This window comes from Pseudomonas sp. B7(2017) (genome assembly GCF_002112745.1).
Classification (GTDB): Bacteria; Pseudomonadota; Gammaproteobacteria; order Pseudomonadales; family Pseudomonadaceae; genus Aquipseudomonas; species Aquipseudomonas ekonensis.
On record NZ_NEIP01000002.1, the window covers coordinates 336,267 to 360,816 of the forward strand.

Annotated in this window: 22 protein-coding genes; 17 read left to right on the top strand and 5 right to left on the bottom strand. The window is 65.0% G+C overall.

Features of this window, described 5'->3' with window-relative positions:
• Window positions 1-72 precede the first annotated feature (72 nt).
• The 11 genes from edd to CAG29_RS05010 all read left to right on the top strand — a co-directional run bounded on the left by edd (window position 73) and on the right by CAG29_RS05010 (window position 13,502).
• Window positions 73-1,899: a phosphogluconate dehydratase gene (gene edd, locus CAG29_RS04960; RefSeq protein ID WP_085693926.1), complete on the top strand. Its 1,827-nt coding sequence runs from the start codon at window positions 73-75 to the stop codon at window positions 1,897-1,899.
• On the top strand, window positions 1,896-2,846 hold the full coding sequence (locus tag CAG29_RS04965) for a glucokinase (protein WP_085693927.1): 951 nt from the start codon (window positions 1,896-1,898) through the stop codon (window positions 2,844-2,846). The genes edd and CAG29_RS04965 overlap by 4 nt, the downstream gene beginning before the upstream one ends.
• Before the next feature lie 166 nt (window positions 2,847-3,012).
• The gene (locus CAG29_RS04970; protein ID WP_085580534.1) at window positions 3,013-3,744 is read left to right on the top strand and encodes a response regulator; all 732 of its coding nucleotides are present in this window, start codon (window positions 3,013-3,015) and stop codon (window positions 3,742-3,744) included.
• The gene (locus CAG29_RS04975; protein WP_085580536.1) at window positions 3,734-5,203 is read left to right on the top strand and encodes an ATP-binding protein; all 1,470 of its coding nucleotides are present in this window, start codon (window positions 3,734-3,736) and stop codon (window positions 5,201-5,203) included. The genes CAG29_RS04970 and CAG29_RS04975 overlap by 11 nt, the downstream gene beginning before the upstream one ends.
• Before the next feature lie 160 nt (window positions 5,204-5,363).
• Window positions 5,364-6,623, top strand: a complete 1,260-nt coding sequence (locus CAG29_RS04980; RefSeq protein ID WP_085693928.1) for an AGE family epimerase/isomerase — start codon at window positions 5,364-5,366, stop codon at window positions 6,621-6,623.
• Between the two features lie 118 nt (window positions 6,624-6,741).
• On the top strand, window positions 6,742-8,043 hold the full coding sequence (locus CAG29_RS04985; RefSeq protein ID WP_085580540.1) for an ABC transporter substrate-binding protein: 1,302 nt from the start codon (window positions 6,742-6,744) through the stop codon (window positions 8,041-8,043).
• A 136-nt stretch (window positions 8,044-8,179) separates the two neighbouring features.
• Window positions 8,180-9,088, top strand: coding sequence for a carbohydrate ABC transporter permease (locus CAG29_RS04990; protein WP_085580542.1), 909 nt, complete (start codon window positions 8,180-8,182; stop codon window positions 9,086-9,088).
• The gene (locus tag CAG29_RS04995) at window positions 9,081-9,926 is read left to right on the top strand and encodes a carbohydrate ABC transporter permease (RefSeq protein ID WP_085580544.1); all 846 of its coding nucleotides are present in this window, start codon (window positions 9,081-9,083) and stop codon (window positions 9,924-9,926) included. The genes CAG29_RS04990 and CAG29_RS04995 overlap by 8 nt, the downstream gene beginning before the upstream one ends.
• Window positions 9,927-9,928: 2 nt before the next feature.
• Entirely contained in the window at window positions 9,929-11,089 is a 1,161-nt protein-coding gene (locus CAG29_RS05000) for an ABC transporter ATP-binding protein (protein WP_085693929.1), read from the top strand.
• Between the two features lie 94 nt (window positions 11,090-11,183).
• Complete coding sequence (locus CAG29_RS05005; protein WP_085580548.1) at window positions 11,184-12,533, top strand: carbohydrate porin; 1,350 nt, start codon at window positions 11,184-11,186, stop codon at window positions 12,531-12,533.
• Window positions 12,534-12,647: 114 nt separating this feature from the next.
• A complete protein-coding gene (locus CAG29_RS05010; RefSeq protein WP_085629563.1) occupies window positions 12,648-13,502 on the top strand; it encodes a D-hexose-6-phosphate mutarotase in 855 nt (284 codons plus the stop codon).
• 234 nt (window positions 13,503-13,736) lie between these two features.
• On the opposite strand, the gene CAG29_RS05015 is transcribed toward CAG29_RS05010, so the two are convergent.
• Window positions 13,737-14,597 carry a MurR/RpiR family transcriptional regulator gene (locus tag CAG29_RS05015; RefSeq protein WP_170929938.1) on the bottom strand — a complete coding sequence of 287 codons (861 nt, stop codon included), beginning with the start codon at window positions 14,595-14,597 and terminating at the stop codon, window positions 13,737-13,739.
• A 226-nt stretch (window positions 14,598-14,823) separates the two neighbouring features.
• On the opposite strand from CAG29_RS05015, the gene zwf reads away from it, so the two are divergent.
• The 4 genes from zwf to CAG29_RS05035 all read left to right on the top strand — a co-directional run bounded on the left by zwf (window position 14,824) and on the right by CAG29_RS05035 (window position 18,658).
• Window positions 14,824-16,290, top strand: coding sequence for a glucose-6-phosphate dehydrogenase (gene zwf / locus CAG29_RS05020; RefSeq protein ID WP_085629565.1), 1,467 nt, complete (start codon window positions 14,824-14,826; stop codon window positions 16,288-16,290).
• Window positions 16,277-16,990 (top strand): 6-phosphogluconolactonase, encoded by a 714-nt coding sequence (pgl, locus tag CAG29_RS05025; protein WP_085629567.1) that lies wholly within the window; start codon window positions 16,277-16,279, stop codon window positions 16,988-16,990. Before zwf ends, pgl begins: the two co-directional genes overlap by 14 nt.
• 17 nt (window positions 16,991-17,007) lie before the next feature.
• Window positions 17,008-17,673 carry a bifunctional 4-hydroxy-2-oxoglutarate aldolase/2-dehydro-3-deoxy-phosphogluconate aldolase gene (locus tag CAG29_RS05030; protein WP_085580559.1) on the top strand — a complete coding sequence of 222 codons (666 nt, stop codon included), beginning with the start codon at window positions 17,008-17,010 and terminating at the stop codon, window positions 17,671-17,673.
• Between the two features lie 238 nt (window positions 17,674-17,911).
• Complete coding sequence (locus CAG29_RS05035; RefSeq protein WP_085580561.1) at window positions 17,912-18,658, top strand: intradiol ring-cleavage dioxygenase; 747 nt, start codon at window positions 17,912-17,914, stop codon at window positions 18,656-18,658.
• Here the strand turns inward: CAG29_RS05035 and CAG29_RS05040 are convergent.
• Together CAG29_RS05040 and CAG29_RS05045 are read right to left on the bottom strand one after the other, a co-directional pair.
• Window positions 18,642-19,823: an aminotransferase class V-fold PLP-dependent enzyme gene (locus CAG29_RS05040; protein ID WP_085629571.1), complete on the bottom strand. Its 1,182-nt coding sequence runs from the start codon at window positions 19,821-19,823 to the stop codon at window positions 18,642-18,644. The two genes, CAG29_RS05035 and CAG29_RS05040, sit on opposite strands and share 17 nt — an antisense overlap.
• A 26-nt stretch (window positions 19,824-19,849) precedes the next feature.
• Window positions 19,850-20,086, bottom strand: a complete 237-nt coding sequence (locus CAG29_RS05045; protein ID WP_085580565.1) for a DUF3820 family protein — start codon at window positions 20,084-20,086, stop codon at window positions 19,850-19,852.
• Window positions 20,087-20,291: 205 nt separating this feature from the next.
• On the opposite strand from CAG29_RS05045, the gene CAG29_RS05050 reads away from it, so the two are divergent.
• Window positions 20,292-20,759 (top strand): PA2169 family four-helix-bundle protein, encoded by a 468-nt coding sequence (locus tag CAG29_RS05050; RefSeq protein ID WP_085580567.1) that lies wholly within the window; start codon window positions 20,292-20,294, stop codon window positions 20,757-20,759.
• A 138-nt stretch (window positions 20,760-20,897) separates the two neighbouring features.
• Here CAG29_RS05050 and CAG29_RS05055 read toward each other — a convergent pair whose 3' ends face one another.
• Window positions 20,898-21,368, bottom strand: a complete 471-nt coding sequence (locus CAG29_RS05055) for a MaoC family dehydratase (RefSeq protein WP_003227420.1) — start codon at window positions 21,366-21,368, stop codon at window positions 20,898-20,900.
• Between the two features lie 41 nt (window positions 21,369-21,409).
• Window positions 21,410-22,354, bottom strand: a complete 945-nt coding sequence (locus tag CAG29_RS05060; protein ID WP_085629573.1) for an alpha/beta hydrolase — start codon at window positions 22,352-22,354, stop codon at window positions 21,410-21,412.
• 226 nt (window positions 22,355-22,580) lie between these two features.
• On the opposite strand from CAG29_RS05060, the gene fadD2 reads away from it, so the two are divergent.
• Complete coding sequence (fadD2, locus tag CAG29_RS05065) at window positions 22,581-24,269, top strand: long-chain-fatty-acid--CoA ligase FadD2 (RefSeq protein WP_085580571.1); 1,689 nt, start codon at window positions 22,581-22,583, stop codon at window positions 24,267-24,269.
• Window positions 24,270-24,550 lie beyond the last annotated feature (281 nt).

Genomic DNA, 24,550 nt, shown 5'->3' on the forward strand with positions numbered 1-24,550 from the left:
ATCCCGAGCGCGCGGGCCTTTGATCAGCATAGACAATCAGGTCGCCACATCCGTTAGCCTGGAGTTCTACACATGCATCCCCGCGTTCTTGAGGTCACCGAACGGCTTATCGCCCGCAGCCGCGCCACGCGCCAGGCTTACCTTGCATTGATTCGCGGCGCAGCCTCCGACGGGCCGATGCGCGGCAAGCTGCAATGCGCCAACTTCGCCCACGGCGTGGCCGGCTGCGGCAGCCAGGACAAGCACAGCCTGCGGATGATGAACTCGGCGAACATCGCCATTGTTTCGTCTTACAACGACATGCTCTCGGCGCACCAGCCGTACGAGGTCTACCCGGAATTGATCAAGAGCGCCCTGCGCGAGATCGGCTCGGTGGGCCAGTTCGCCGGCGGCACCCCGGCCATGTGCGACGGCGTCACCCAGGGCGAGCCGGGCATGGAGCTGAGCCTGCCGAGCCGCGAAGTGATCGCGATGTCCACGGCGGTGGCGCTGTCGCACAACATGTTCGACGGCGCGCTGATGCTCGGCATCTGCGACAAGATCGTGCCGGGCCTGATGATGGGCTCCCTGCGCTTCGGCCATCTGCCGACGATCTTCGTGCCGGGCGGGCCGATGGTCTCGGGCATCTCCAACAAGGAGAAAGCCGACGTGCGGCAGAAGTACGCCGAAGGCAAGGCCACCCGCGAAGAGCTGCTGGAATCGGAGATGAAGTCCTACCACAGCCCCGGCACCTGCACCTTCTACGGCACCGCCAACACCAACCAGTTGCTGATGGAAGTCATGGGCCTGCACCTGCCGGGCGCGTCGTTCGTCAACCCGAACACGCCGCTGCGCGACGCGCTGACCCGCGAAGCCGCGCACCAGGTCACCCGCCTGACCAAGCAGAACGGCCACTTCCTGCCGATCGGCGAGATCGTCGACGAGAAGGCGCTGGTCAACTCCATCGTCGCGTTGCACGCCACCGGCGGCTCCACCAACCACACCCTGCACATGCCGGCCATTGCCATGGCGGCGGGCATCCAGCTGACCTGGCAGGACATGGCCGATCTCTCCGAAGTCGTGCCGACCCTGAGCCACGTCTATCCGAACGGCAAGGCCGACATCAACCACTTCCAGGCCGCCGGCGGCATGGCGTTCCTGATCCGTGAACTGCTCGACGCCGGCCTGCTGCATGAAGACGTCAACACCGTGCTCGGCCACGGCCTGCGCCGCTACACCCAGGAGCCGTTCCTCGACAACGGCGAGCTGGTGTGGCGCGACGGCCCGACCGAGAGCCTCGACGAAAACATCCTGCGCCCGGTGGCCCGCGCGTTCTCGCCGGAGGGCGGTCTGCGGGTGATGGAAGGCAACCTCGGTCGCGGCGTGATGAAGGTCTCCGCCGTGGCGCTGGAGAATCAGATCGTCGAAGCGCCGGCCATGGTGTTCCAGGATCAGCAGGACCTGGCCGACGCGTTCAAGGCCGGCCTGCTGGAGAAGGATTTCGTCGCCGTGATGCGCTTCCAGGGCCCGCGCTCCAACGGCATGCCGGAGCTGCACAAGATGACGCCGTTCCTCGGTGTGCTGCAGGACCGCGGCTTCAAGGTGGCGCTGGTGACCGACGGGCGCATGTCCGGCGCCTCGGGGAAAATCCCGGCGGCGATCCACGTCAGCCCCGAAGCTTATGTGGGCGGCGCTTTGGCGCGGGTGCAAGAGGGCGATATCATCCGCGTCGACGGCGTCAAAGGCACCCTGGAACTCAAGGTGGACGCCGCCGAATTCGCAGTGCGCGAACCCGCCAAAGGCCTGTTGGGCAACAACATCGGCAGCGGCCGTGAGCTGTTCGGCTTCATGCGCATGGCCTTCAGCTCGGCGGAGCAGGGCGCCAGCGCCTTCACTTCTGCCCTGGAGACGCTTAATTGAAACTGGCTTTGGTCGGTGACATCGGAGGCACCAACGCACGGTTTGCGTTGTGGAAAGATCAGCAGCTCGAATCGGTGCAGGTGCTGGCCACGGCCGACCATGCCAGCCCGGAAGAGGCCATCGGCCTCTACCTGAGCCGGCTGGGCCTGGCGCCGGGCGCCATCGGGTCGGTGTGCCTGTCGGTGGCCGGTCCCGTCAGCGGCGACGAGTTCAAGTTCACAAACAACCATTGGCGCCTCAGCCGCAAGGCGTTCTGCGAAGCCTTGCAGGTCGAGCGGCTGCTGCTGGTCAACGACTTCTCGGCCATGGCCCTGGGCATGACCCGCCTGCAGCCCGGCGAATTCCGCGTGGTCTGCGAAGGCACGCCGGAGCCGCTGCGCCCGGCGGTGGTGATCGGCCCGGGCACGGGGCTTGGGGTCGGCACGTTGCTGGACCTGGGCGAGGGCCGGTTCGCCGCGCTGCCGGGGGAGGGCGGGCACGTCGACCTGCCGCTGAGCAGCCCGCGCGAGACCCAACTGTGGCAGCACATCCACAGCGAGATCGGCCATGTCAGCGCCGAGACCGCCTTGAGCGGCGGCGGCCTGCCGCGGGTCTACCGGGCGATCTGCGCGGTGGACGGGCATGAGCCCACGCTCGACACGCCGGAGGCGATCACCGCTGCCGGCCTGGCGGGGGATCCGGTGGCGCTGGAGGTGCTGGAGCAGTTCTGCCGCTGGCTCGGCCGCGTGGCCGGCAACAACGTGCTCACCACCGGTGCCCGGGGCGGGGTCTTCATCGTCGGCGGTGTGGTGCCACGCTTCGCCGATTTCTTCCTGGCCAGCGGTTTCGCCAAGAGCTTCGCCGACAAGGGCTGCATGAGCGACTACTTCAAGGGCATCCCGGTGTGGCTGGTGACGGCGCCGTATTCGGGCCTGACGGGCGCCGGTGTGGCGCTCGAACAGGCTTAGGGCCGAGTCGGCTTCATCGCTGGCGAGCCAGCTTCCACAGGTGTTGTGATCAACGCAGACCCCTGTGGGCGCTGGCTGGACAGCGATGGGATCAGAGTCGGTGACAAATTTCCAAGGTTCATCAGGCATAATCCGTCCCAATTCCAATAATCAGGATGCCTTCGAAGTGAGCTCAGTCAACAAGTCGATTTTGTTGGTCGATGACGACCAGGAGATACGCGAGTTGCTGCAGACCTACCTGACCCGCGCAGGGTTTCAGGTACGGGCCACGGCTGACGGCGCCGGTTTCCGCCAGGCGCTCAACGAGGCGCCGAGCGATCTGGTGATCCTGGATGTGATGCTGCCCGACGAGGACGGCTTCAGCCTGTGCCGCTGGGTGCGCCAGCATCCGCGCCAGGCCCAGGTGCCGATCATCATGCTCACCGCCAGTTCCGACGAGGCCGACCGGGTGATCGGCCTGGAGCTGGGCGCCGACGACTACCTCGGCAAACCGTTCAGCCCCCGTGAGCTGCAGGCGCGGATCAAGGCGTTGCTGCGTCGGGCCCAGTTCGCCCAGGAGCGCAGCGCCAGCGAGGTGCTGAGCTTCGACGAGTGGCGGCTGGACATGGTCAGCCACCGGCTGTTCCACACCGACGGCGAAGAAGTGATCCTGTCCGGCGCCGACTTCGCGCTGCTCAAGCTGTTCCTCGACCACCCCCAGGAAATCCTCGACCGCGACACCATCGGCAACGCCACCCGTGGCCGCGAGCTGATGCCCCTCGACCGCATCGTCGACATGGCCGTCAGCCGTCTGCGCCAGCGCCTGCGCGACACGGAAAAGCCGCCGAGGCTGATCCGCACCGTGCGCGGCAGCGGTTATCAACTGGCGGCCAATGTGGTTGCCGGCAATGGCCACTGAGTTTTTGCGCAACCTGGCCGGCAAGGTGCCGATGCCGCGTTCGTTGCTCGGGCGGATGCTGCTGCTGACGCTGTTGGCGGTGCTGTTCGCCCAGACCCTGTCCAGCGTGATCTGGGTCTCGCAGCTGCGGGCGACCCAGCTCGAAGGCCTGGTCACCAGCGCCCGCAGCCTCGCCCATTCGATGACCGCCAGCGTCAGTTACTTCCGCTCGTTGCCGGTGGCGTACCGGCCGCTGGTGCTCGATCAGTTGCGCAGCATGGGCGGCACCCGTTTCGTGGTGACCCTCAACGACAAGCCGCTGGACATGGACGTGCTGCCGGTCACGCCGCGCAAGGCTGCCGTGATCACGGCGGTGGACGAAGTGCTGCACCAATCGTTGGGGCACGACACCGACATCCTCGTGACCTTCGTCAGCCCCGAAGACCTGCGGATCTTCAACGCCGGACTCAAGCTCGATGAACTGCCGCGGTCCTGGGCCCACTACGCGCTGACCCTGGAGCCGGTGAACCCGCCGGTGCTGGTCACCCAGATCCAATTGGCGCCGGGCGAATGGCTGTACATCGCCTCGCTGTTGCCCGAGCCGTACACCAGCCTCGAAGAGCAGGGCCTGCCGACGCAGCAGGTGTGGTTCATCGTCTTCACCAGCGGCTTTTTGCTGCTGTTCATCGGCTTGCTGGTGCATTGGCAGAGCCGCCCGCTCAAGCGCCTGGCAAGGGCGGCGCGGGAACTGTCGCTGGGGGCCGACGTGGAACCGGTGGCCGAAGGCGGCGGCAGCGAAGTGGTCGAGGTGGGCCGGGCGTTCAACACCATGCGCGAGCGCATCAGCCGTTACCTGACCGAGCGCAGCCAGTTGTTCAGCGCGATCTCCCATGACCTGCGCACGCCCATCACCCGACTGCGCCTGCGGGTCGAACTGCTGGAGGACGAAGCGCTGCAGGCCAAGTTCGGCCGCGACCTGGATGAGCTGGAGATGCTGGTCAAGGGCGCGCTGCAATGCGTCAAGGACACCGACATCCACGAAAACATCGAGCCGGTGGATCTCAACCATGTGCTGGAATGCCTGGTGGAGCCGTACCTGGCGCCCAACGGCAATGGCCGCGTGACCCAGCACGGGCGGGCGCTGGCGACATACCCGGGCAAGCCGCTGGCGCTCAAGCGCTGCATCGGCAACCTGATCGACAACGCCCTCAAGTACGGGCAGAACGCGCACCTGCACATCGACGACGATGAGAGCGCCTTCGTGCTGCACGTCGACGACGAAGGGCCGGGGGTGCCGCAGCAGCGGCTGGAGCAGGTGTTCGAGCCGCATTTCCGCCTGGCCGGGCAGCAGCAAGGTTATGGGCTCGGGTTGGGCATTGCGCGCAACATCGCCCACAGCCACGGCGGCGAGGTCACGCTGCAGAACCTGCGCGAGGGCGGCCTGCGGGTGACGTTGCAGTTGCCGCGCAGCGCCGATTAGCCGGGCCGCGTCAGCTTTTTTCGCGGGCTTGCCCGCGAAGGCGTCCTGCGAAACGACACAAATGTCACCGGTCGGTGACAAACCCCGTCCCCTTCGTTACAAGCCCGCCCCGGCCCGTTGTTTAGACTCCCCGCAGTCATAACAACAAAAAAGGCCACCCATGGATCACTTCAATCCAGGCTTCAGCAGTTGGCTGAACGCCCCTGCCCACCAGCGCTGGCTCGCCGACGAAGGCTTGCGCCTGCTGGACTTCGCCAAGGCCTCGTGGCTGCCGGAGGGCTTCGGCAACCTCGACGGGCGCGGTCGCCTGCCGGCCGGTGCGCACGCCGAAACCATGAACACCGCCCGCATGACCCACAGTTTCGCCATGGCCCACATCCAGGGCCTGCCAGGCTTCGCCGAGCTGGTCGATCACGGTGTCCGCTCGCTGCGCGGCCCGCTGCGCGACGCCGTGCACGGCGGCTGGTTCGCCACCGCCGAGCACCGCGACGGCAACACCGGCAAGAACGCCTACCTGCACGCGTTCGTCGCCCTGGCCGCCAGTTCGGCGGTGGTCGCCCGACGCCCCGGCGCCGAAGCGCTGCTCGACGACGCCATCGACATCATCGACACCTGCTTCTGGAGCGACGAAGAGGGCGCGATGCGCGAATCCTTCAGCCGCGACTGGCGCGAAGAGGAAGCCTACCGCGGCGCCAACAGCAACATGCACGCCACCGAGGCCTTTCTCGCCCTGGCCGACGTCACCGAAGACCCGCGCTGGCTGGTGCGCGCCCAGCGCATCGTCGAACGGGTGATCCACGGCCACGCCGCCGCCAACGGCTACCTGGTGATCGAGCACTTCGACCGCGACTGGCAGCCGCTGCGCGAATACAACCGCGACAATCCCGCCGACGGTTTCCGCCCCTACGGCACCACGCCGGGCCACGGCTTCGAATGGGCACGGCTGATGCTGCACCTGGAGGCGGCGCGGGTACGGGCCGGCATGCTCACCCCCGGCTGGCTGGCCACCGATGCGCAGAAACTGTTCGAGGAAAACTGCCGTCACGGTTGGGCGGCGGACGGTGCGCCGGGCATCGTCTACACCCTCGATTGGGACAACAAGGCCGTCGTGCGCCATCGCCTGCACTGGACGCACGCCGAAGCCAGCGCCGCCGCCAGCGCCTTGCTCAAACGCACCGGCGAAGAGCGCTACGAAGCCTGGTACCGGCTGTTCTGGGAATTCTGCGAATCGAAGTTCATCGACCGCTGCGACGGCAGCTGGCACCACGAACTCGATCCGCTGAACCGCCCCAGCGCCGACATCTGGCCGGGCAAGCCGGATCTCTACCATGCCTGGCAGGCCGTGCTGATTCCCCGCCTGCCCCTGGCGCCGAGCATGGCCACGGCCCTGGCGCAGTGGTCCCAGAGCGTTCCTGTGTAACCATGTCGTGACATTCGCGCGTCCCTTCGTTACCTGCGCAGGGATGCGCGCTGTTTAAACTCGTGTGCAGCGCAAGCTCCAGACTTGCATGCATAACAACAAGAAAGGTACCTCTCAGATGAATGCGATTTCTCGCCTCGCCACTGTCATTTCTGTTGCCTCCCTGTTCCCGCTCGCTGCGCTCCCTCTGAGTGTTTCCGCCGCCGAATCCAAAGGATCGGTGGAAGTCGTGCATTGGTGGACGTCCGGCGGCGAGAAGGCAGCGGTCGATGTGCTCAAGGCCCAGGTCGAAAAAGACGGCTTTACCTGGAAGGACGGCGCCGTGGCCGGCGGTGGCGGCGCGACCGCCATGACCGTGCTGAAAAGCCGCGCAGTGGCCGGCAACCCGCCGGGCGTGGCCCAGATCAAGGGCCCGGACATCCAGGACTGGGCCTCCACTGGCCTGCTCGACACCGACGTGCTCAAGGACGTCGCCAAGGCCGAGAAGTGGGACAGCCTGCTCGACAAGAAAGTCTCCGACACCGTGAAGTTCGAAGGCGACTACGTGGCCGTGCCGGTGAACATCCACCGCGTCAACTGGCTGTGGATCAACCCGGAAGTCTTCAAGAAGGCCGGCATCGAAAAGGCCCCGACCACCCTCGAAGAATTCTACGCCGCCGGCGACAAGCTCAAGGCCGCCGGCTTCATCCCGCTGGCCCACGGCGGCCAGCCATGGCAGGACAGCACCGTGTTCGAAGCGGTGGTGCTCTCGGTCATGGGCGTGGACGGCTACAAGAAAGCCCTGGTGGACCTCGACGACGCGGCCCTGACCGGCCCGCAGATGGTCAAGGCCCTGACCGAGCTGAAGAAAGTCGCGACCTACATGGACGCCGACGGCAAAGGCCAGGACTGGAACCTGGAAGCCGCCAAGGTCATCAACGGCAAGGCCGGCATGCAGATCATGGGCGACTGGGCCAAGTCCGAATGGACCGCGGCCAAGAAAGTCGCCGGCAAGGACTACGAGTGCGTGGCCTTCCCGGGCACCGACAAGGCCTTCACCTACAACATCGACTCCCTGGCCGTGTTCAAGCAGAAGGACGCGGGCACCGCGGCCGGTCAGCAGGACATCGCCAAGGTGGTGCTGGGCGAGAACTTCCAGAAGGTCTTCAGCATCAACAAGGGCTCGATCCCGGTGCGCAACGACATGCTGGCCGACATGGGCAAGTTCGGTTTCGACTCCTGCGCCCAGACCGCCGCCAAGGACTTCCTGGCGGACGCCAAGACCGGCGGCCTGCAGCCGAGCATGGCGCACAACATGGCCACCACGCTGGCGGTGCAGGGCGCGTTCTTCGATGTGGTGACCAACTACATCAACGACCCGAAAGCCGACCCGGCCGACGCGGCCAAGAAGCTGGGCACCGCCGTCAAGTCGGCCAAGTAACGCTCGCCCCTGCAGGGGCGAGCCCTGCTCGCGAAAGCGGTGGAGCAGCCGGCCGATGTGTCGGCTGACGAACCGCGACCGCCGGCAGGCTGGCTCCCGCAGCTTGCGATCCTCAATCCCTGTACTGGATTTCCCCATGAGTTCTGTCGCTGTGTTCAGCAAGGCCTCGCCGTTCGATGCGTTGCAGCGCTGGCTCCCCAAGCTGGTGCTGGCGCCGAGCATGTTCATCGTGCTGGTGGGCTTCTATGGCTACATCCTGTGGACGTTCGTCCTGTCGTTCACCACCTCGACGTTCCTGCCGACCTACAAGTGGGCGGGGCTGGCGCAGTACGCGCGCCTGTTCGACAACGACCGCTGGTGGGTGGCGAGCAAGAACCTGGCGGTGTTCGGCGGCCTGTTCATCGGCATCACCCTGGTGATCGGCGTGCTGCTGGCGGTGTTCCTGGATCAGCGCATCCGCCGCGAAGGGTTCATCCGCACCATTTATCTGTACCCGATGGCGCTCTCGATGATCGTCACCGGCACGGCGTGGAAATGGCTGCTCAACCCCGGCATGGGCCTGGACAAGCTGCTGCGCGACTGGGGCTGGGAAGGCTTCCGTCTGGACTGGCTGATCGACCCTGACCGGGTGGTGTATTGCCTGGTGATCGCGGCGGTGTGGCAAGCCTCGGGCTTTATCATGGCGATGTTCCTGGCGGGCCTGCGCGGCGTCGACCAGTCGATCATCCGCGCCGCCCAGATCGACGGCGCGAGCATGCCGACCATCTATTGGAAAGTTGTGCTGCCGAGCCTGCGTCCGGTGTTCTTCAGCGCGGTGATGATCCTGGCCCACATCGCGATCAAGAGTTTCGACCTGGTGGCGGCGATGACCGCCGGCGGCCCGGGCTACTCCTCGGACCTTCCGGCGATGTTCATGTATTCGTTCACCTTCAGCCGCGGCCAGATGGGTATGGGCTCGGCCAGCGCCATCCTGATGCTCGGCGCGATCCTCGCGATCATCGTGCCGTACCTGTATTCCGAGCTGAGGACCAAGCGCCATGACTAACCTCGCCGACAAACCTTCCGTCAGCCTGAGCCGCATCGCCATCCACGCCGTGCTTCTGCTCGCCGTGGTGCTGTACCTGGTGCCGCTGGTGGTCATGCTGCTGACCAGCTTCAAGACCCCGGAAGACATCAGCACCGGCAACCTCCTGAGCTGGCCGGCCGTGGTCAGCGGCATCGGCTGGGTCAAGGCCTGGGGCACGGTGGACGGCTACTTCTGGAACTCGATCAAGATCACCGTTCCGGCGGTGCTGATCTCCACCGCCATCGGTGCGCTCAACGGCTATGTGCTGTCGATGTGGCGCTTTCGCGGCTCGCAACTGTTCTTCGGCCTGCTGCTGTTCGGCTGCTTCCTGCCGTTCCAGACCGTCCTGCTGCCGGCCTCGTTCACCCTCGGCAAGATGGGCCTGGCCAGCACCACCACGGGCCTGGTGTTCATCCACGTGGTCTACGGCCTGGCGTTCACCACGCTGTTCTTCCGCAACTACTACGTGACCATCCCCGATGCGCTGGTGAAGGCGGCGCGGCTGGACGGCGCCGGGTTCTTCACGATCTTCCGGCGGATCATCCTGCCGATGTCCACCCCGATCATCATGGTCTGCCTGATCTGGCAGTTCACCCAGATCTGGAACGACTTCCTGTTCGGCGTGGTGTTCTCCAGCGGCGACTCGCAGCCCATCACGGTGGCGCTGAACAACCTGGTCAACACCAGCACCGGGGTCAAGGAATACAACGTTGACATGGCAGCGGCGATGATCGCCGGGCTGCCGACCCTGCTGGTCTATGTGGTGGCAGGCAAGTATTTCGTGCGCGGGCTGACGGCCGGCGCGGTCAAGGGGTAATCATGGCTACGCTCGAACTTCGCAATGTAAACAAGACCTATGGCGCCGGCCTGCCGGACACCCTGAAGAACATCGAACTGTCGATCAAGGACGGCGAGTTCCTGATCCTCGTCGGGCCTTCGGGCTGCGGCAAGTCGACTTTGATGAACTGCATCGCCGGCCTTGAGACCATCACCGGCGGCGCGATCATGATCGGCGACCAGGACGTCAGCGGCATGAGCCCCAAGGACCGCGACATCGCCATGGTGTTCCAGTCCTATGCGCTGTACCCGACCATGAACGTGCGCGAGAACATCGAGTTCGGCCTGAAGATCCGCAAGATGAGCCAGCCGGCCATCGACGAGGAAGTCGCCCGGGTCGCCAAGCTGCTGCAGATCGAGCACCTGCTCAACCGCAAGCCGGGCCAGCTCTCCGGCGGCCAGCAGCAGCGCGTGGCGATGGGCCGGGCGCTGGCGCGGCGGCCGAAGATCTACCTGTTCGACGAGCCGCTGTCCAACCTCGACGCCAAGCTGCGGGTCGAGATGCGCACCGAAATGAAACTGATGCACCAGCGCCTCAAGACCACCACGGTCTACGTGACCCACGATCAGATCGAGGCCATGACCCTGGGCGACAAGGTGGCGGTGATGAAGGACGGGATCATCCAGCAGTTCGGAACGCCGAAGGAAATCTACAACGACCCGGCCAACCAGTTCGTGGCCAGCTTCATCGGTTCGCCGCCGATGAACTTCATCCCCCTGCGCCTGCAACGCAAGGACGGCCGTCTGGTGGCGCTGCTCGACAGCGGCCAGGCCCGCTGCGAACTGCCGCTGGGCGTGCAGGACGCGGGGCTTGAGGATCGCGAAGTGATCCTCGGCCTGCGCCCGGAGCAGATCGCCCTGGCCTACGGCGACGCCAACGGTACGCCGACCATCCGTGCCGAAGTGCAGGTCACCGAGCCCACCGGTCCGGACACCCTGGTGTTCGTCAACCTCAACGACACCAAGGTCTGCTGCCGCCTGGCGCCGGACGTGGCGCCGCAGGTGGGCGAGACCCTGACCCTGCAGTTCGATCCGGCCAAGGTGCTGCTGTTCGATGCCCAGACCGGGGAGCGCTTGGGCACTGCGGGTGTTGCGAAGGCCGAAGCGCATTCGGCCAATGTCGCCCAGTTCAAGGGGCGCTGAAGAACAAATGTGGGCGCGGGCAAACCCGCTCCCACAGGGGTGTAAACCGCGTTGGAAAAAAACAGTTAATAACAATAAAGACGAGGATGTAGGGATGAAAATGAAACACGTCAATGCCCGTTTGATCTGCCGGATGTCGGCCGCCGCCGCACTGGTGCTGGCCGGCAACGCGATGGCCGCCGATGCGTTCAGCTCCGATTCCAAGTGGATGACCGGCGACTGGGGCGGCGAGCGCACCAAGCTCATCGAGCAAGGCATCGACATCAAGATGGACTACGTCGGCGAGATGGGCGCCAACCTGCACGGCGGCTACAACGACGACAAGACCGGCCGCTACAGCGACCAGTTCGGTCTGGGCGTGGCCCTGGACCTGCAGAAACTGTGGGGCTGGGACAACACCCAGGCCAAGATCCAGCTGACCAACCGCAACGGCGAAAACATCTCCAACGACCGCATCGGCGACCCGCGCGCCGGCACCCTGAGCTCCTCGCAGGAAGTCTACGGCCGCGGCCACATGGTGCGTCTGACCCAGTTGTGGATCCAGCATCAGTTCTTCGACAACAAGCTCGACGTCAAGGCCGGTTACTTCGGCGAAGGCGAAGACTTCAACACCTTCCCGTGCGACTTCCAGAACCTGGCGTTCTGCGGCTCCCAGGTGGGCAACTGGGCGACCAACATCTGGTACAACTGGCCGGTCAGCCAGGCGGCGATCCGCGTGAAGTACAACATCAACGACGAGCTGTATGCGCAGATCGGCGCGTACAACCAGAACCCGTCGCAGCTGGAGCACGGCAACGGCTTCAAGCTCAGCGGCAGCGGCACCGCCGGCACCGTGCTGCCGGTCGAGCTGGTCTGGTCGCCGAAGGTCAACGGCCTGCCGGGCGAATACCGCGTGGGTTACTACAAGAGCACCGCCGACGCCAACGACGTGCGTGAGGACGGCAACGGCCTGGACGCCGCGACCACCGGCGACGCCTACCGCGTGCACAGCAGCAAGCACGGCTACTGGTTCGTGGCCCAGCAGCAGCTCACCAGCCACAACGGCGACGCGTCCCGTGGCCTGAACATCGCGGCCAACGCCACCTTCCACGACAAGGACACCAACTTCATCGACAACTACCAGTCGTTGATGTTTGTCTACAAGGGCCCGTTCGACGCGCGTCCCAAGGATGACGTGGGCATCGGCTTCGCGCGCATCCACGTCAACGACGACGTGAAGAAGAACGCCGAGCTGCTCAACGTCGCCAACGGCGTTTCGGACTACGACAACCCAGTGTTCTCGCCGCTGCGCGAAACCGAATACAACTACGAGATCAACTACGGCTTCCATGTCACCAACTGGCTGACCGTGCGCCCTAACCTGCAATACATCACCCATCCGGGCGGTGTGGATGAAGTCGACAACGCTTTGGTCGCCGGCCTGAAAATTCAGTCGGTGTTCTGACGCGTCTGCGATAAGCTCCTCTCCATGTGCGCATATTTGCGGACGGCCCTGGCTGTCCGCTTTTTTTTGGGGCCGGCGCCGCCCTGTGACACGTGATTTTCAGGATCGTGGCCCATGCATGAGCATCCGCTGCAACGCTTCTTCAGATCCCTGCGCGAACGGCCGGTGTTCGCCTGGGAGCGCTATCAGATGCGCGACGTGCTGGTGATCGACCATCCGCTGTGCCAGGCGGTGTTCAGTCGTCAGGGCGCGCAGTTGCTGCACTTTCAGCCGCGCGGGCAGAAACCGTGGCTGTGGTGCGCGGCGAAGTGGCCGCACGTCGGTGCGATCCGCGGCGGGGTGCCGGTGTGCTGGCCGTGGTACGGCCGCCATCCGAGCGAGAACGCCTGGCCGTCCCACGGTTGGGCGCGGCTGCTGGACTGGAAGCTGCTCGACAGCGCCAGCGCCGAGGACGGCGTGCGCCTGCATTGGCGACTGCAGCTGTGCGACTGGCAGGTGGACCTGCATGCGCACCTGGGCGAGCGCATGGACCTGCGCCTGAGCACCGAGCATCAGGACGACATGCCGTGCCAGTTGAGCCAGGCGTTGCACGCTTACTGGCGCATTGGCGACGTCAGTGAGATAGCGCTGTCTGGACTGGAAGGGGCGCAGGGCTACGACCAGTTGAGCCGTGAGGCTTGCCAGCAGGAAGGCGAGCTGCGGGTCGATGGTGGCTGCCAGCGGGTGTTCCAGCACGACGGCGAACTGCAGCTCAAGGACCGCGCCTGGCAGCGCGAGCTGTGCATCGACACCGGCGAGAGCGCCGACACCGTGGTGTGGCACCCCGGTTCACGGCCGTTGCTGGGGGTGAGCTGGGACGAGGTGACGGAATTCGTCTGCGTGGAAGCGGCGGCGGGGGGCACCGACAGCCTGCACCTGGCGCCGGGGGAGAAGGCGCACCTGAGCCTGCAGGCCTGGGCGGCGGCCTGAGCCGGGTTTTGCGCTGCCTTTGCTGGCGCCATCGCCAGCAGGCTGGCTCCCACAGGGGATCGTGGGTGCCTGCGGTATCTCACCGAATCCTGTAGGAGCTTGCCTGCAAGCGATGACGCCGCAGCTGCCGACATCTAGGGTGCTGACACTCCGCCATCGCCAGCAGGCTGGTTCCCACAGTTTGATTGGCGACACGGCTCCCTGTGGGAGCGGGACGGTCACGGAAGTTGCGGATCAGTCGAACTCGTCGCCCACCGGATAGCGGCTCGCGTTCAGGCTCTCCTTGATCTTGCGCAGGTGCGGCTGGAAATCCACCCCGCGGCGCAGCGTCATGCCGGTCGCCAGCACATCCAGCACGGTGAGCTGAATGATCCGCGAGGTCATCGGCATGTAGATGTCGGTGTCTTCCGGCAGCGGAATGTTCAGGCTCAGGGTGCTGGCCTTGGCCAGCGGCGAGTTCTCGGCGGTCAAGCCGAGCACCGAGGCGCCGTTCTCCCGGGCGATGCGCGCCACTTCCACCAGTTCGCGGGTGCGCCCGGTGTAGGAAATGATCACGAACAGCTCGCCGGTGTGCGCCACCGACGCGATCATGCGCTGCATCAGCACGTCGGCATGGGCGGAGACCGCAAGGTTGAAGCGGAAGAACTTGTGCTGCGCATCCAGGGCCACGGGGGCCGAGGCGCCGAGGCCGAAGAAGTGGATCTGCCGGGCCTGGATCAGCATGTCGACGGCGCGGCTGATGAGGTTCGGGTCCAGGGCCTGGCAGGCGCTGTCCAGCGAGGCGATGGCGCTGCCGAAAATCTTTTGCGTGTAGGCCTCGGGGTTGTCGTCGGCCTCCACTGCGCGGCTGACGTAAGCGGCGCCGCTGGCCAGGCTCTGGGCCAGTTGCAGCTTGAGTTCGGGGTAGCCGCTGACGCCGAACGAACGGCAGAAGCGGTTGACGGTCGGCTCACTGACCGAGGCCGCCTGGGCGAGGGCGGCGATGCTGAAGCGGGTGGCCTGCTGTGGGTTGAGCAGGATCACTTCGGCGACTTTGCGTTCGGCCTTGTTCAGCTCTTCAAGGCGACTCTGGATCTGTTCCAGTAAATTTCGCACGCGGTCCATATGGGGTTCCTAATTCACCGGCGCGGGTAGGCGCGCGGCTATGCAAATTGGGCCTTTGATGCGGCCCGTGACGGTGGCCTATCCTACTGTCGGCTCCGATCGACCACCACTCGGAATCTGCATTTTGCGAAAATGTTGTGGTTATTACTACATTTTCCCTTGAGTGATGCCTTGAAAAAAGGTATTTGTAGCTTAACTTGATAAAAGAACAAACATCATGCCTTCGATTACGGTAGAACCGTGCACCTTTGCCTTGTTCGGCGCCCTCGGCGACCTGGCCCTGCGCAAGCTGTTTCCTGCCCTTTACCACCTGGACGGCGCCGGCCTGCTGCACGAGGACACGCGCATCATCGCGCTGGCCCGTGAAGCCGGCACCGTGGAGCAGCACCTGGCGTTCATCGCCGCCGAGCTGCGCCGCTACGTGGGCAAGGAGCTGGACGAGGCGGTGGCCGAGCGCTTCCTGGCGCGCCTGAGCTACCTGCACGTCGACTTCCTCAAGGCCGAAGACTATGAGGCGCTGGCCGAGGCGGCCGGCACCGCCCAGCGCATGATCGCCTACTTCGCCACCCCGGCGGCGGTGTACGGCGCGATCTGCGAGAACCTGGCCAAGGTCGGCCTGGCCCAGAACACCCGCGTGGTGCTGGAGAAGCCGATCGGCTCGGACCTGGAATCCTCGCGCAAGGTCAACGACGCCGTGGCCCAGTTCTTCCCGGAGAACCGCACCTACCGAATCGACCACTACCTGGGCAAAGAGACCGTCCAGAACCTGATCGCCCTGCGTTTCGCCAACAGCCTGTTCGAGACCCAGTGGAACCAGAACTACATCTCCCACGTGGAAATCACCGTGGCCGAGAAGGTCGGCATCGAGGGCCGCTGGGGCTACTTCGACAAGGCCGGCCAACTGCGGGACATGATCCAGAACCACCTGCTGCAGCTGCTCTGCCTGATCGCCATGGACCCGCCGGCCGACCTATCCGCCGACAGCATCCGCGACGAGAAGGTCAAGGTGCTCAAGGCCCTGGCGCCGATCAGTCCGGAAGGCCTGACCACCCAGGTGGTGCGCGGCCAGTACATCGCCGGCCACAGCGAAGGCAAGTCCGTGCCGGGCTACCTCGAAGAACCCAATTCCAACACCCAGAGCGACACCGAAACCTTCGTCGCCCTGCGTGCCGACATCCGCAACTGGCGCTGGGCCGGCGTGCCGTTCTACCTGCGCACCGGCAAGCGCATGCCGCAGAAGCTGTCGCAGATCGTCATCCACTTCAAGGAACCGTCGCACTACATCTTCGCGCCGGAGCAGCGCCTGCAGATCAGCAACAAACTGATCATCCGCCTGCAGCCGGACGAAGGCATTTCCCTGCGTGTGATGACCAAGGACCAAGGCCTGGACAAAGGCATGCAACTGCGCAGCGGGCCGCTGCAGCTGAATTTCTCCGACACCTGGCGCAGCGCGCGGATCCCCGACGCCTACGAGCGGTTGTTGCTGGAAGTGATGAACGGCAACCAGAACCTGTTTGTCCGTAAAGATGAAATCGAAGCCGCGTGGAAGTGGTGCGACCAACTGATCGCCGGGTGGAAGAAGTCCGGCGATGCGCCCAAGCCGTATGCGGCCGGGTCGTGGGGGCCGATGAGCTCCATCGCACTGATCACGCGGGACGGGAGGTCGTGGTATGGCGATATCTGATGTGAAACTGCCGGCGGGCGTCAGCGCCCATGCCTTCAAGAGCCCGGTGCTGCTGGCCGAAGGCCTGGCGCTGAGCGTGGCCAAGCAACTGGGCGATGCCATCGCCGCCCGTGGCCACGCGGTGCTGGTGGTGTCCGGCGGGCGCAGCCCGGTGGCGTTTTTCCAGCACCTGGCCAAGCAGGACCTGGACTGGGCGAACGTTACCGTGACCCTGGCCGACGAGCGCTGGGTGCCGGTGGAACACGCCGACAGCAACGCCGGCCTGCTCAAGCAGTACCTGCTCAAGGGCCCGGCGGCCAAGGCGCAGTTCCTGAGCCTGTACAGCGCTGCCGCCAGCGTCGAACAGGCCGCCGAACAGGCCGACCGCCTGCTGGGCGAGCTGCCGGCCATCGATGTGCTGGTGCTGGGCATGGGCGACGACGGGCACACCGCCTCGCTGTTCCCCGACAGCCCGAACCTGGCCCAGGCCCTGCAGGCCGACGGCACCCGCCGTTGCTGGCCGATGCTGGCGCCGAGCGTGCCGCGTCAGCGCCTGACCATGAGCCGAGCGCTGCTGGCCTCGGCCCGGCACAAGATTCTGTCGATTTCCGGCCAGTCCAAACTGGCCACCCTGAACGCCGCAGTGGCCGGCGACGATGTCGCCGCCATGCCGGTTCGCGCGTTTCTGCAACCCACGTTAGAGATCTACTGGTGCCCATGAGCCAAGGAACAGCCGCTATGACAAACCCATCCCCGACCGTTTCCATGGCGGACAAAGTTGCCCTGATCGACAGCCTCTGCGCCAAGGCGCGGATCCTGCCGGTGATCACCATCGCCCGCGAACAGGACGTGCTGCCGCTGGCCGACGCCCTGGCCGCCGGTGGCCTGACGGCACTGGAAGTGACCCTGCGTTCGCAGTTCGGCCTCAAGGCGATCCAGATCCTGCGCGAACAGCGTCCGGAACTGGTGACCGGCGCCGGCACCGTGCTCGACCGGCACATGCTGGCCGCCGCCGAAGCCGCCGGCTCGCAGTTCATCGTCACGCCGGGCATCACCCGCGACCTGCTCGAAGCCAGCGTCGCCAGCCCGGTGCCGCTGCTGCCGGGCATCAGCAACGCCTCCGGCATCATGGAAGGCTATGGCCTGGGCTACCGCCGCTTCAAGCTGTTCCCGGCCGAAGTCAGCGGCGGCGTGGCAGCGATCAAGGCCCTCGGCGGCCCGTTCGGCGAAGTGAAATTCTGCCCGACCGGCGGCGTGGGCCCGGCCAACATCAAGAGCTACATGGCGCTGAAGAACGTCATGTGCGTGGGCGGCAGCTGGATGCTTGATCCGGAGTGGGTCAAGAACGGCGACTGGGCCCGCATTCAGGAATGCACCGCCGAGGCCCTGGCGCTGCTGGACTGATTCCGCTTCACCCGACACTTCGTTGTGTGTTCTACGGCTTTACGGTGCGCTTGGTCGGTGCACCGTTTTTTTTTGCCCGGCGAAAAGCGGCGGGGGACATCCCGCAGCACATCCCGCGATACATCCCGCGATACATGCCGCGATACATGCCGCGATACATGCCGCGATACATAGTTACCGCACGACCGATCACCAGCGGCGCTAACCTGCGTGCTTCTTACGCAAAGGAGAACGCGTCATGGATGATCAGTCTTCAGCGCCGTCGTCTTGCACGGTTTACCAGTTGGCCCCCGAGCAAGTCGCCGGGCCGTACTTCCGCAATCCGAAACTGCTGCGGCGCAACATCAGCGAAGGCGCCGAGGGCCTGCCGTTGCTGCTGCGCCTGACCATCGTGGACGCCATGACCGGCGAGCCGGTCAACGGTGCGCTGGTGGACATCTGGCACTGCAATGCCCGCGGTGCCTATTCCGGCTGGAGCCGGGTCGATCCGGATGTGGAGGTCGACGCGGAGGCCGTCGGTTCGGTGCCGCGCACCGACGACGACACTTACTTGCGTGGCAGCCAGTTCAGCGACCCCAAGGGGCGGGTACGCTTCACCACCATCTATCCCGGCTACTACGCCGGGCGCACGCTGCACATCCATGTGGCGGTGCGCATCCCCAGCGGCCACGCGTACCTGGAGGAACGTCATGTCGCCTGGGTCGGCCAGCTGTACTTTCCCGAGGTCGTCTCCCGGGCGGTGCTCAACGCCAAGGCCTATCGCGGACGCGCCTCGTCACCCCTGGGCAACGATCAGGACGCCTACTTCAGCGGCATGGGCGGCGAGGCCTCGACGCTGACCGTCTGGCCGGTGGGGCGCGACAGCCACGAAGACGGGTTCTTCGGCCATTTGACGATCGGCATCGACACCTTTGCGGTGTCGACGCAGATCAAGCCCGAGGACTTCGACAAGTACACGGTGCAGGAGGTCAGCGCAGTTCGTTGAGGGCGACGACCAAGCGCTGCATGTCGGCTGCGGTGGTGGTCAGCCCCGGCGTGATGCGGATGCAGGGGCCGCACGCCGAGCCGTTGCGCGCCACGGTGAACAGGTTGAACTCGTTGAGCAAGCGATCAACCAGCACCTGCTGGTCGGGGTGACGGGTGAAGCGCATCGAGGTGATGCCGCAGTACAGGCGCGGGTCGTCCGGGGTCATCACTTCGATGCCCGGCAGGTTGCGCACGGCCTTCACCCACAGGTCGCGCAGGTGGTTGAGCCGCGCGCCCTTGGCGGGTGCGCCGCCCAGTGCCCGGTGTTCCTCGAACACCAGGGGCAGGGTCATCAGCGCCGGAAAGTTCGGGGTGCTGTAGGGGGTGCGCGAGCGGATGTCGGTGACCGGGAAGTGCGCTTCCGCCATGTCCGGATCGATGTCGGCCAGACGCTGCGGCGCGATGTAGAGGAACCCGAGGGTCAGCGGCGAACCGATCCATTTGTGCAGGTTGAAGCCGGCGAAGGCGATGTCCAGCGCCTCAAGGTCGAAATCGATCTGGCCGAGGGCATGGGCGCCGTCGAGGATGATGTCCACCCCGTGCTCCTTCGCCTGCGCGGCGATGGCCTGCACCGGCATCACCAGGCCGGTGCGGTGGGTGACGTGGGTCAGCGCCATCAGCTTGAGGTTCGGGTAGCGGACGAACGCTTCGCGGTACGTCGCCAGCAAGCCGTCGAAGCTGGCCGGGTGCGCATGCTCGATCTCGATCACCTCGACCCCGCGGCTGCCGGCGAGCCAGCGCATGGCGCTCTTGACCGTGTCGTACTCCAGGTCGCTGATCAGCACCTGGTCGCCCGGCCGCAGCCGGTTGTAGTTGCGGATCAGCGACTGCAGGGCGGCGGTGGCGTTGCAGGTGAAGGCGACGCTCTGTGCCCGCACGCCGATCAGCTCGGCCAGATGCGCGCGGATCTCAAGGCTGTCGTGCTGCTCGAAACGCTGGCGCACGTAGACCGAGTTGCTGTTGTTGATCAGCTCGATGTTGCGCTGGTATTCCTCGACCACGGTGCGCGACATGCGTCCGAAGTAGCCGTTTTCCAGGTTGATCGGGCCGGGCTGGACATCGTAGCGGTCGGCGAAGGTTTGCCAGAAGGCTTCGTCTCGGGCGCGGCGGGTGTTATCGGGCATGGTCGGCTCGCAACAGGGGGGGCGCCTCAGTGGCGCGGGGCGGGTTTGCCGTGTTTGGCGCGCAGCGGTTCAAGCAGGTCCGACAGACCGTTGTGATCGATTTCGTGCATCAGCGCCAGCAGGCCACCGAGCTCGCCGTTCGGGAAGCCCTCACGGGCGAACCAGTTCAGGTACGGGCCGGGCAGGTCGGCGATGATGCGTCCCTTGTACTTGCCGAAAGGCATTTCGCGGGTGATCAGCAGTTCGAGTTTCTCAGGGTTCATCGGGGGTAGATCCGGATTCGTTACGCTTCGGAAAATACAGGCATTCTGCATGCAGGCCAAATGACAGATCATGCAAATAAAGGGGATACAGATTTTGCCTTTCTTTATAACTCATTGATTTTTAATGGGTTAATTCAGAATCTGGCGCTGGCACGGCCGCTGCAACACCTCCTTGCATCTTCCATCGAATGTGAGGAATCGAAAAATGACCGACATGAACAAAGAGGCCATCTCCGTACTCAACGACCTGATCGAAACCAGCAAGGACGGTCAGGAAGGGTTCAAGACCTGTGCCGAAGACATCAAGCATCCGGAACTCAAGGCGCTGTTCGTCAAACGCTCCGGCGACTGCGCCGCGGCGGCCGCCGAACTGCAGGCGACCGTGCGTTCGATGGGCGGCGATCCGGAAACCTCCACCAGCGTCAGCGGCGATCTGCACCGCCGCTGGGTCGACGTCAAGGCGATGTTCACCGGCAAGGATGAAGAAGCGGTGCTCAATGAGGCCGAGCGCGGCGAGGACCACGCCCTGAAGGCGTACCGCGACGCCATCGACAAGATCAACAAGCACAATCTGGTGGGCATCCGTGACCTGGTCGAACGCCAGTACCACGGTGTGCAGCGCAATCACGATCAGGTGAAGGCCCTGCGCAATCAGGCCCGCGCGCGCTCATGATCCAACACCGCTAAAGCCGGAACTGTGGGAGCGAGCCTGCCCGCGATGGCGTCAGAACAGTCAGCATCGGTATCGACTGTCAGACGGCTTTCGCGGGCAGGCTCGCTCCCGCATTGTTTTGGGCCATGCCGGTTCGCGTCAGCCGATGCTGATCGCCGGCAAGGTCGGCAGCGTCACGGTCTGCTGCTTGCGCGGCGCCAGGATCTCGGCTTCGCCGTCCACCACCAGCTCGTCGCGCTGGTTGAAGACGCGGGTGGCGATGCGCACGCGGAATTTCGGCAGTTTCTCAAGGATCTCCAGGCGTACGGTCAGGGTGTCGCCGATCTTCACCGGCTTCTGGAAGCTCATCTGCTGGCCGATGTAGATGGTGCCGGGCCCAGGCAGCTCGCAGGCGACGGCGGCGCTGATCAGCGCACCGCTGAACATGCCGTGGGCGATGCGCTCCTTGAACATGCTGGCGGCGGCGAACTCGGCGTCCAGGTGCACCGGGTTGTGGTCGCCGGACATCGCGGCGAACAGCTGGATGTCGCGCTCTTCGACGGTCTTGCTGTAGCTGGCGGTCTGGCCGACTTCAAGGGCTTCGTAAGGGATGTTGGTAACCTGGGTCATCGGTTTCGGTTCCTGTGACGGATGGGGTGAATCCAGAAAGATTACTCGGACCGGTGCGGCCGGCGGTGGCTCAGGGCCTGGTCGATCCAGGCCAGCACATCGGCGGTCACTTCGTCGCGGTTGGTCTCGTTGAACAATTCGTGCCGCGCCTGCGGATAGATCTTCAGTTGCAGGTTCTGGCTGCCGGCCGCGCGCAAGGCATCGGCCAGATCAGTCAGACGCTTGCCTTCGCTCACCGGATCACATTCGCCGCCGATCACCAGCAGCGGCAGGCCCGGATCGATCTGGGCGAGATTGGACGCTTTGCTGATCTGCTGCAACCCGCCGAGCAGGTCGATCCACAACTGGTTGGTGCAGCGGAAACCGCACAGCGGATCGGTGGCGTACTTGTCGACTTCGGCCGGATCGCGGCTCAACCAGTCGAAAGCGGTGCGCGCCGGCTTGAAGCGCTTGTTGAACGAGCCGAACGACAGCCATTCGATCAGCGCGCTGCGGCCCTTGGCGCCCTGGCGCAGTTTCTCGAAGCGGGCGATCTGCCGTGCCGCGCGGTACAGCGCCACGGGCTGGAAATTCGAGCCGCTGAGGATCGCCCCGTGCAGGCTGGCGCTGTGGTGCAGCAGATAGGCCTGGGCCAGGTAGCTGCCCATGCTGTGGCCGAGCAGCACGATCGGCACGTCGGGGTGGGCCTGGCCGATGTGCTGGTTGAGGCTGGCCAGGTCGCCGACGACCTTGCACCAGCCGTCGTCGTCGGCGAAATGCCCGAGGGTGCCGGAATCGGCGGTTTTGCCATGTCCGCGCAGGTCCGGCGCGTACACGCCGTAGCCTTCGGCGCACAACCGATCCGCCAGCCGGGCGTAGCGGGCACTGTGTTCGGCCATGCCGTGGGCCAGCAGGATCACCGCCTTCAGCGGCGCGGCGGGCAGCCACTGGTTGACGAAGAGGCGGGTGCGGTCATTCGCGTCCAGCCAGAAGGTGTCGTGGATCATGGCGATTCCTTTGCAGAGCTGCCCGGTTCGAGGTCGTTGCATTGTATAGCGCGTCCGATCCGCCCGCGCCACGGCCGCAAGATTCACGGGATCAATGGGGACGCTGCCCGTATTTGCCTGATTGACCATAGCTGCTAGTGTCCGGGGAGCCCCGCTTTTCGCGCTGCGCATTCAAAAGTGACAGAGAGGCGGCCCCGGAACGGCTCAGGTAAAGAGGACAAGAACAATGCAACCTGATTTCTGGAATGACAAACGCCCGGCGGGCGTGCCCCTGGACATCGACGCGGGTGAGTTCAAGTCGGTGATCGAGGTGTTCGAGCGTTCCTGCAAGAAATTCGCGGACCGCCCGGCGTTCAGCAACATGGGCGTGACCCTGACCTACGCCGAGCTCGAACGTCACAGCGCGGCGTTCGCCGGCTACCTGCAGGCGCACACCGATCTGGTGCCGGGGGACCGCATCGCGGTGCAGATGCCCAATGTCCTGCATTATCCGATCGCCGTGTTCGGCGCGTTGCGGGCCGGGCTGATCGTGGTCAACACCAACCCGCTGTACACCGCGCGGGAGATGCGTCACCAGTTCAAGGACTCCGGCGCCCGGGCGCTGGTGTACCTGAACATGTTCGGCCAGAAGGTGCAGCAAGTGCTGGCGGACACCGACATCCAGTACCTGATCGAAGCGAAGATGGGCGACCTGTTGCCCACCGCCAAGGGCTGGCTGGTCAACACGGTGGTCAGCAAGGTGAAGAAGATGGTGCCGGCCTATTCGCTGCCCCAGGCGCTGTCGTTCAAGAGCGCGCTGCGCCTGGGCCGGGGCCTGGGCATCAAGCCGCTGAAGGTCGGCCTGGACGACATCGCCGTGCTCCAGTACACCGGCGGCACCACCGGCCTGGCCAAGGGCGCGATGCTCACCCACGGCAACCTGGTGGCCAACATGCAGCAGGTGCGCGCCTGCCTCGCCCAGCTGGGCAGCGACGGCCAGCCGCTGCTGCGCGAAGGGCAGGAGGTGATGATCGCGCCGCTGCCGCTGTACCACATCTATGCGTTCACGGCGAACTGCATGTGCATGATGGTCTCCGGAAACCACAACGTGCTGATCACCAATCCGCGGGACATCGGCGGCTTCATCAAGGAGCTGAAGAACTGGCGCTTCTCGGCGCTGCTGGGGCTCAACACCCTGTTCGTCGCGCTGATGGATCATCCGGACTTCAAGTCCCTGGACTTCTCCAGCCTCAAGCTCACCAACTCCGGCGGCACCGCGCTGGTCAAGGCCACCGCCGAGCGCTGGGAACAGCTCACCGGCTGCCGCATCACCGAGGGCTACGGCCTGACCGAAACCTCGCCGGTGGCCTGCACCAACCCCTATGGCGACCAGTCGCGGCTGGGCACGGTGGGCCTGCCGGTGCCGGGCACCACCTTGAAGGTCATCGACGACGCAGGGGTCGAGCAGGCGACAGGGGAGCGCGGCGAGCTGTGCATCAAGGGGCCGCAGATCATGAAGGGCTACTGGCAGAAGCCCGAAGCCACCGCCGAGGTGCTCGACGCCGACGGTTGGTTCAAGTCCGGCGACATCGCCGTGATCGATCCCGACGGCTTCGTGCGCATCGTCGACCGCAAGAAGGACATGATCATCGTCTCGGGCTTCAACGTGTACCCCAACGAAATCGAAGACGTGGTGATGGCCCACCCGAAGGTGGCCAACTGCGCGGTGATCGGCGTGCCGGACGAGCGCTCCGGCGAGGCGGTGAAGCTGTTTGTGGTGGCCCGGGAAACCGGCGTGAGCCTGGAAGAGCTCAAGGCCTACTGCAAAGAGAATTTCACCGCCTACAAGGTGCCCAAGCACATCGTGCTGCGCGAGTCGTTGCCGATGACGCCGGTCGGCAAGATCCTGCGGCGGGAGCTGCGGGACATCGCCTGACGAACTGCGTCTGACGCCATCGCGAGCAGGCTCGCGCCTACAGAGGCATGGACACTTCTGTAGGCGCGGGCCTGCTCGCGATTTTTTAGGGGGATGTCCCCGAAAACCGGGGCTTTCAAGGGTGTATAGGTTTTTTGCTCTAAAATGACTTTTAAAAGGTCTTGAGTCATTTAAATGACTGTGGCGACCACTTTTGGCTCTAGTCGCCCCTTGGCAAAGCTGCTACTCTCGGCGCGCTTTGTGACTTCTCGGCCTTGAAGAAAAGCCAGACTCACCACAAT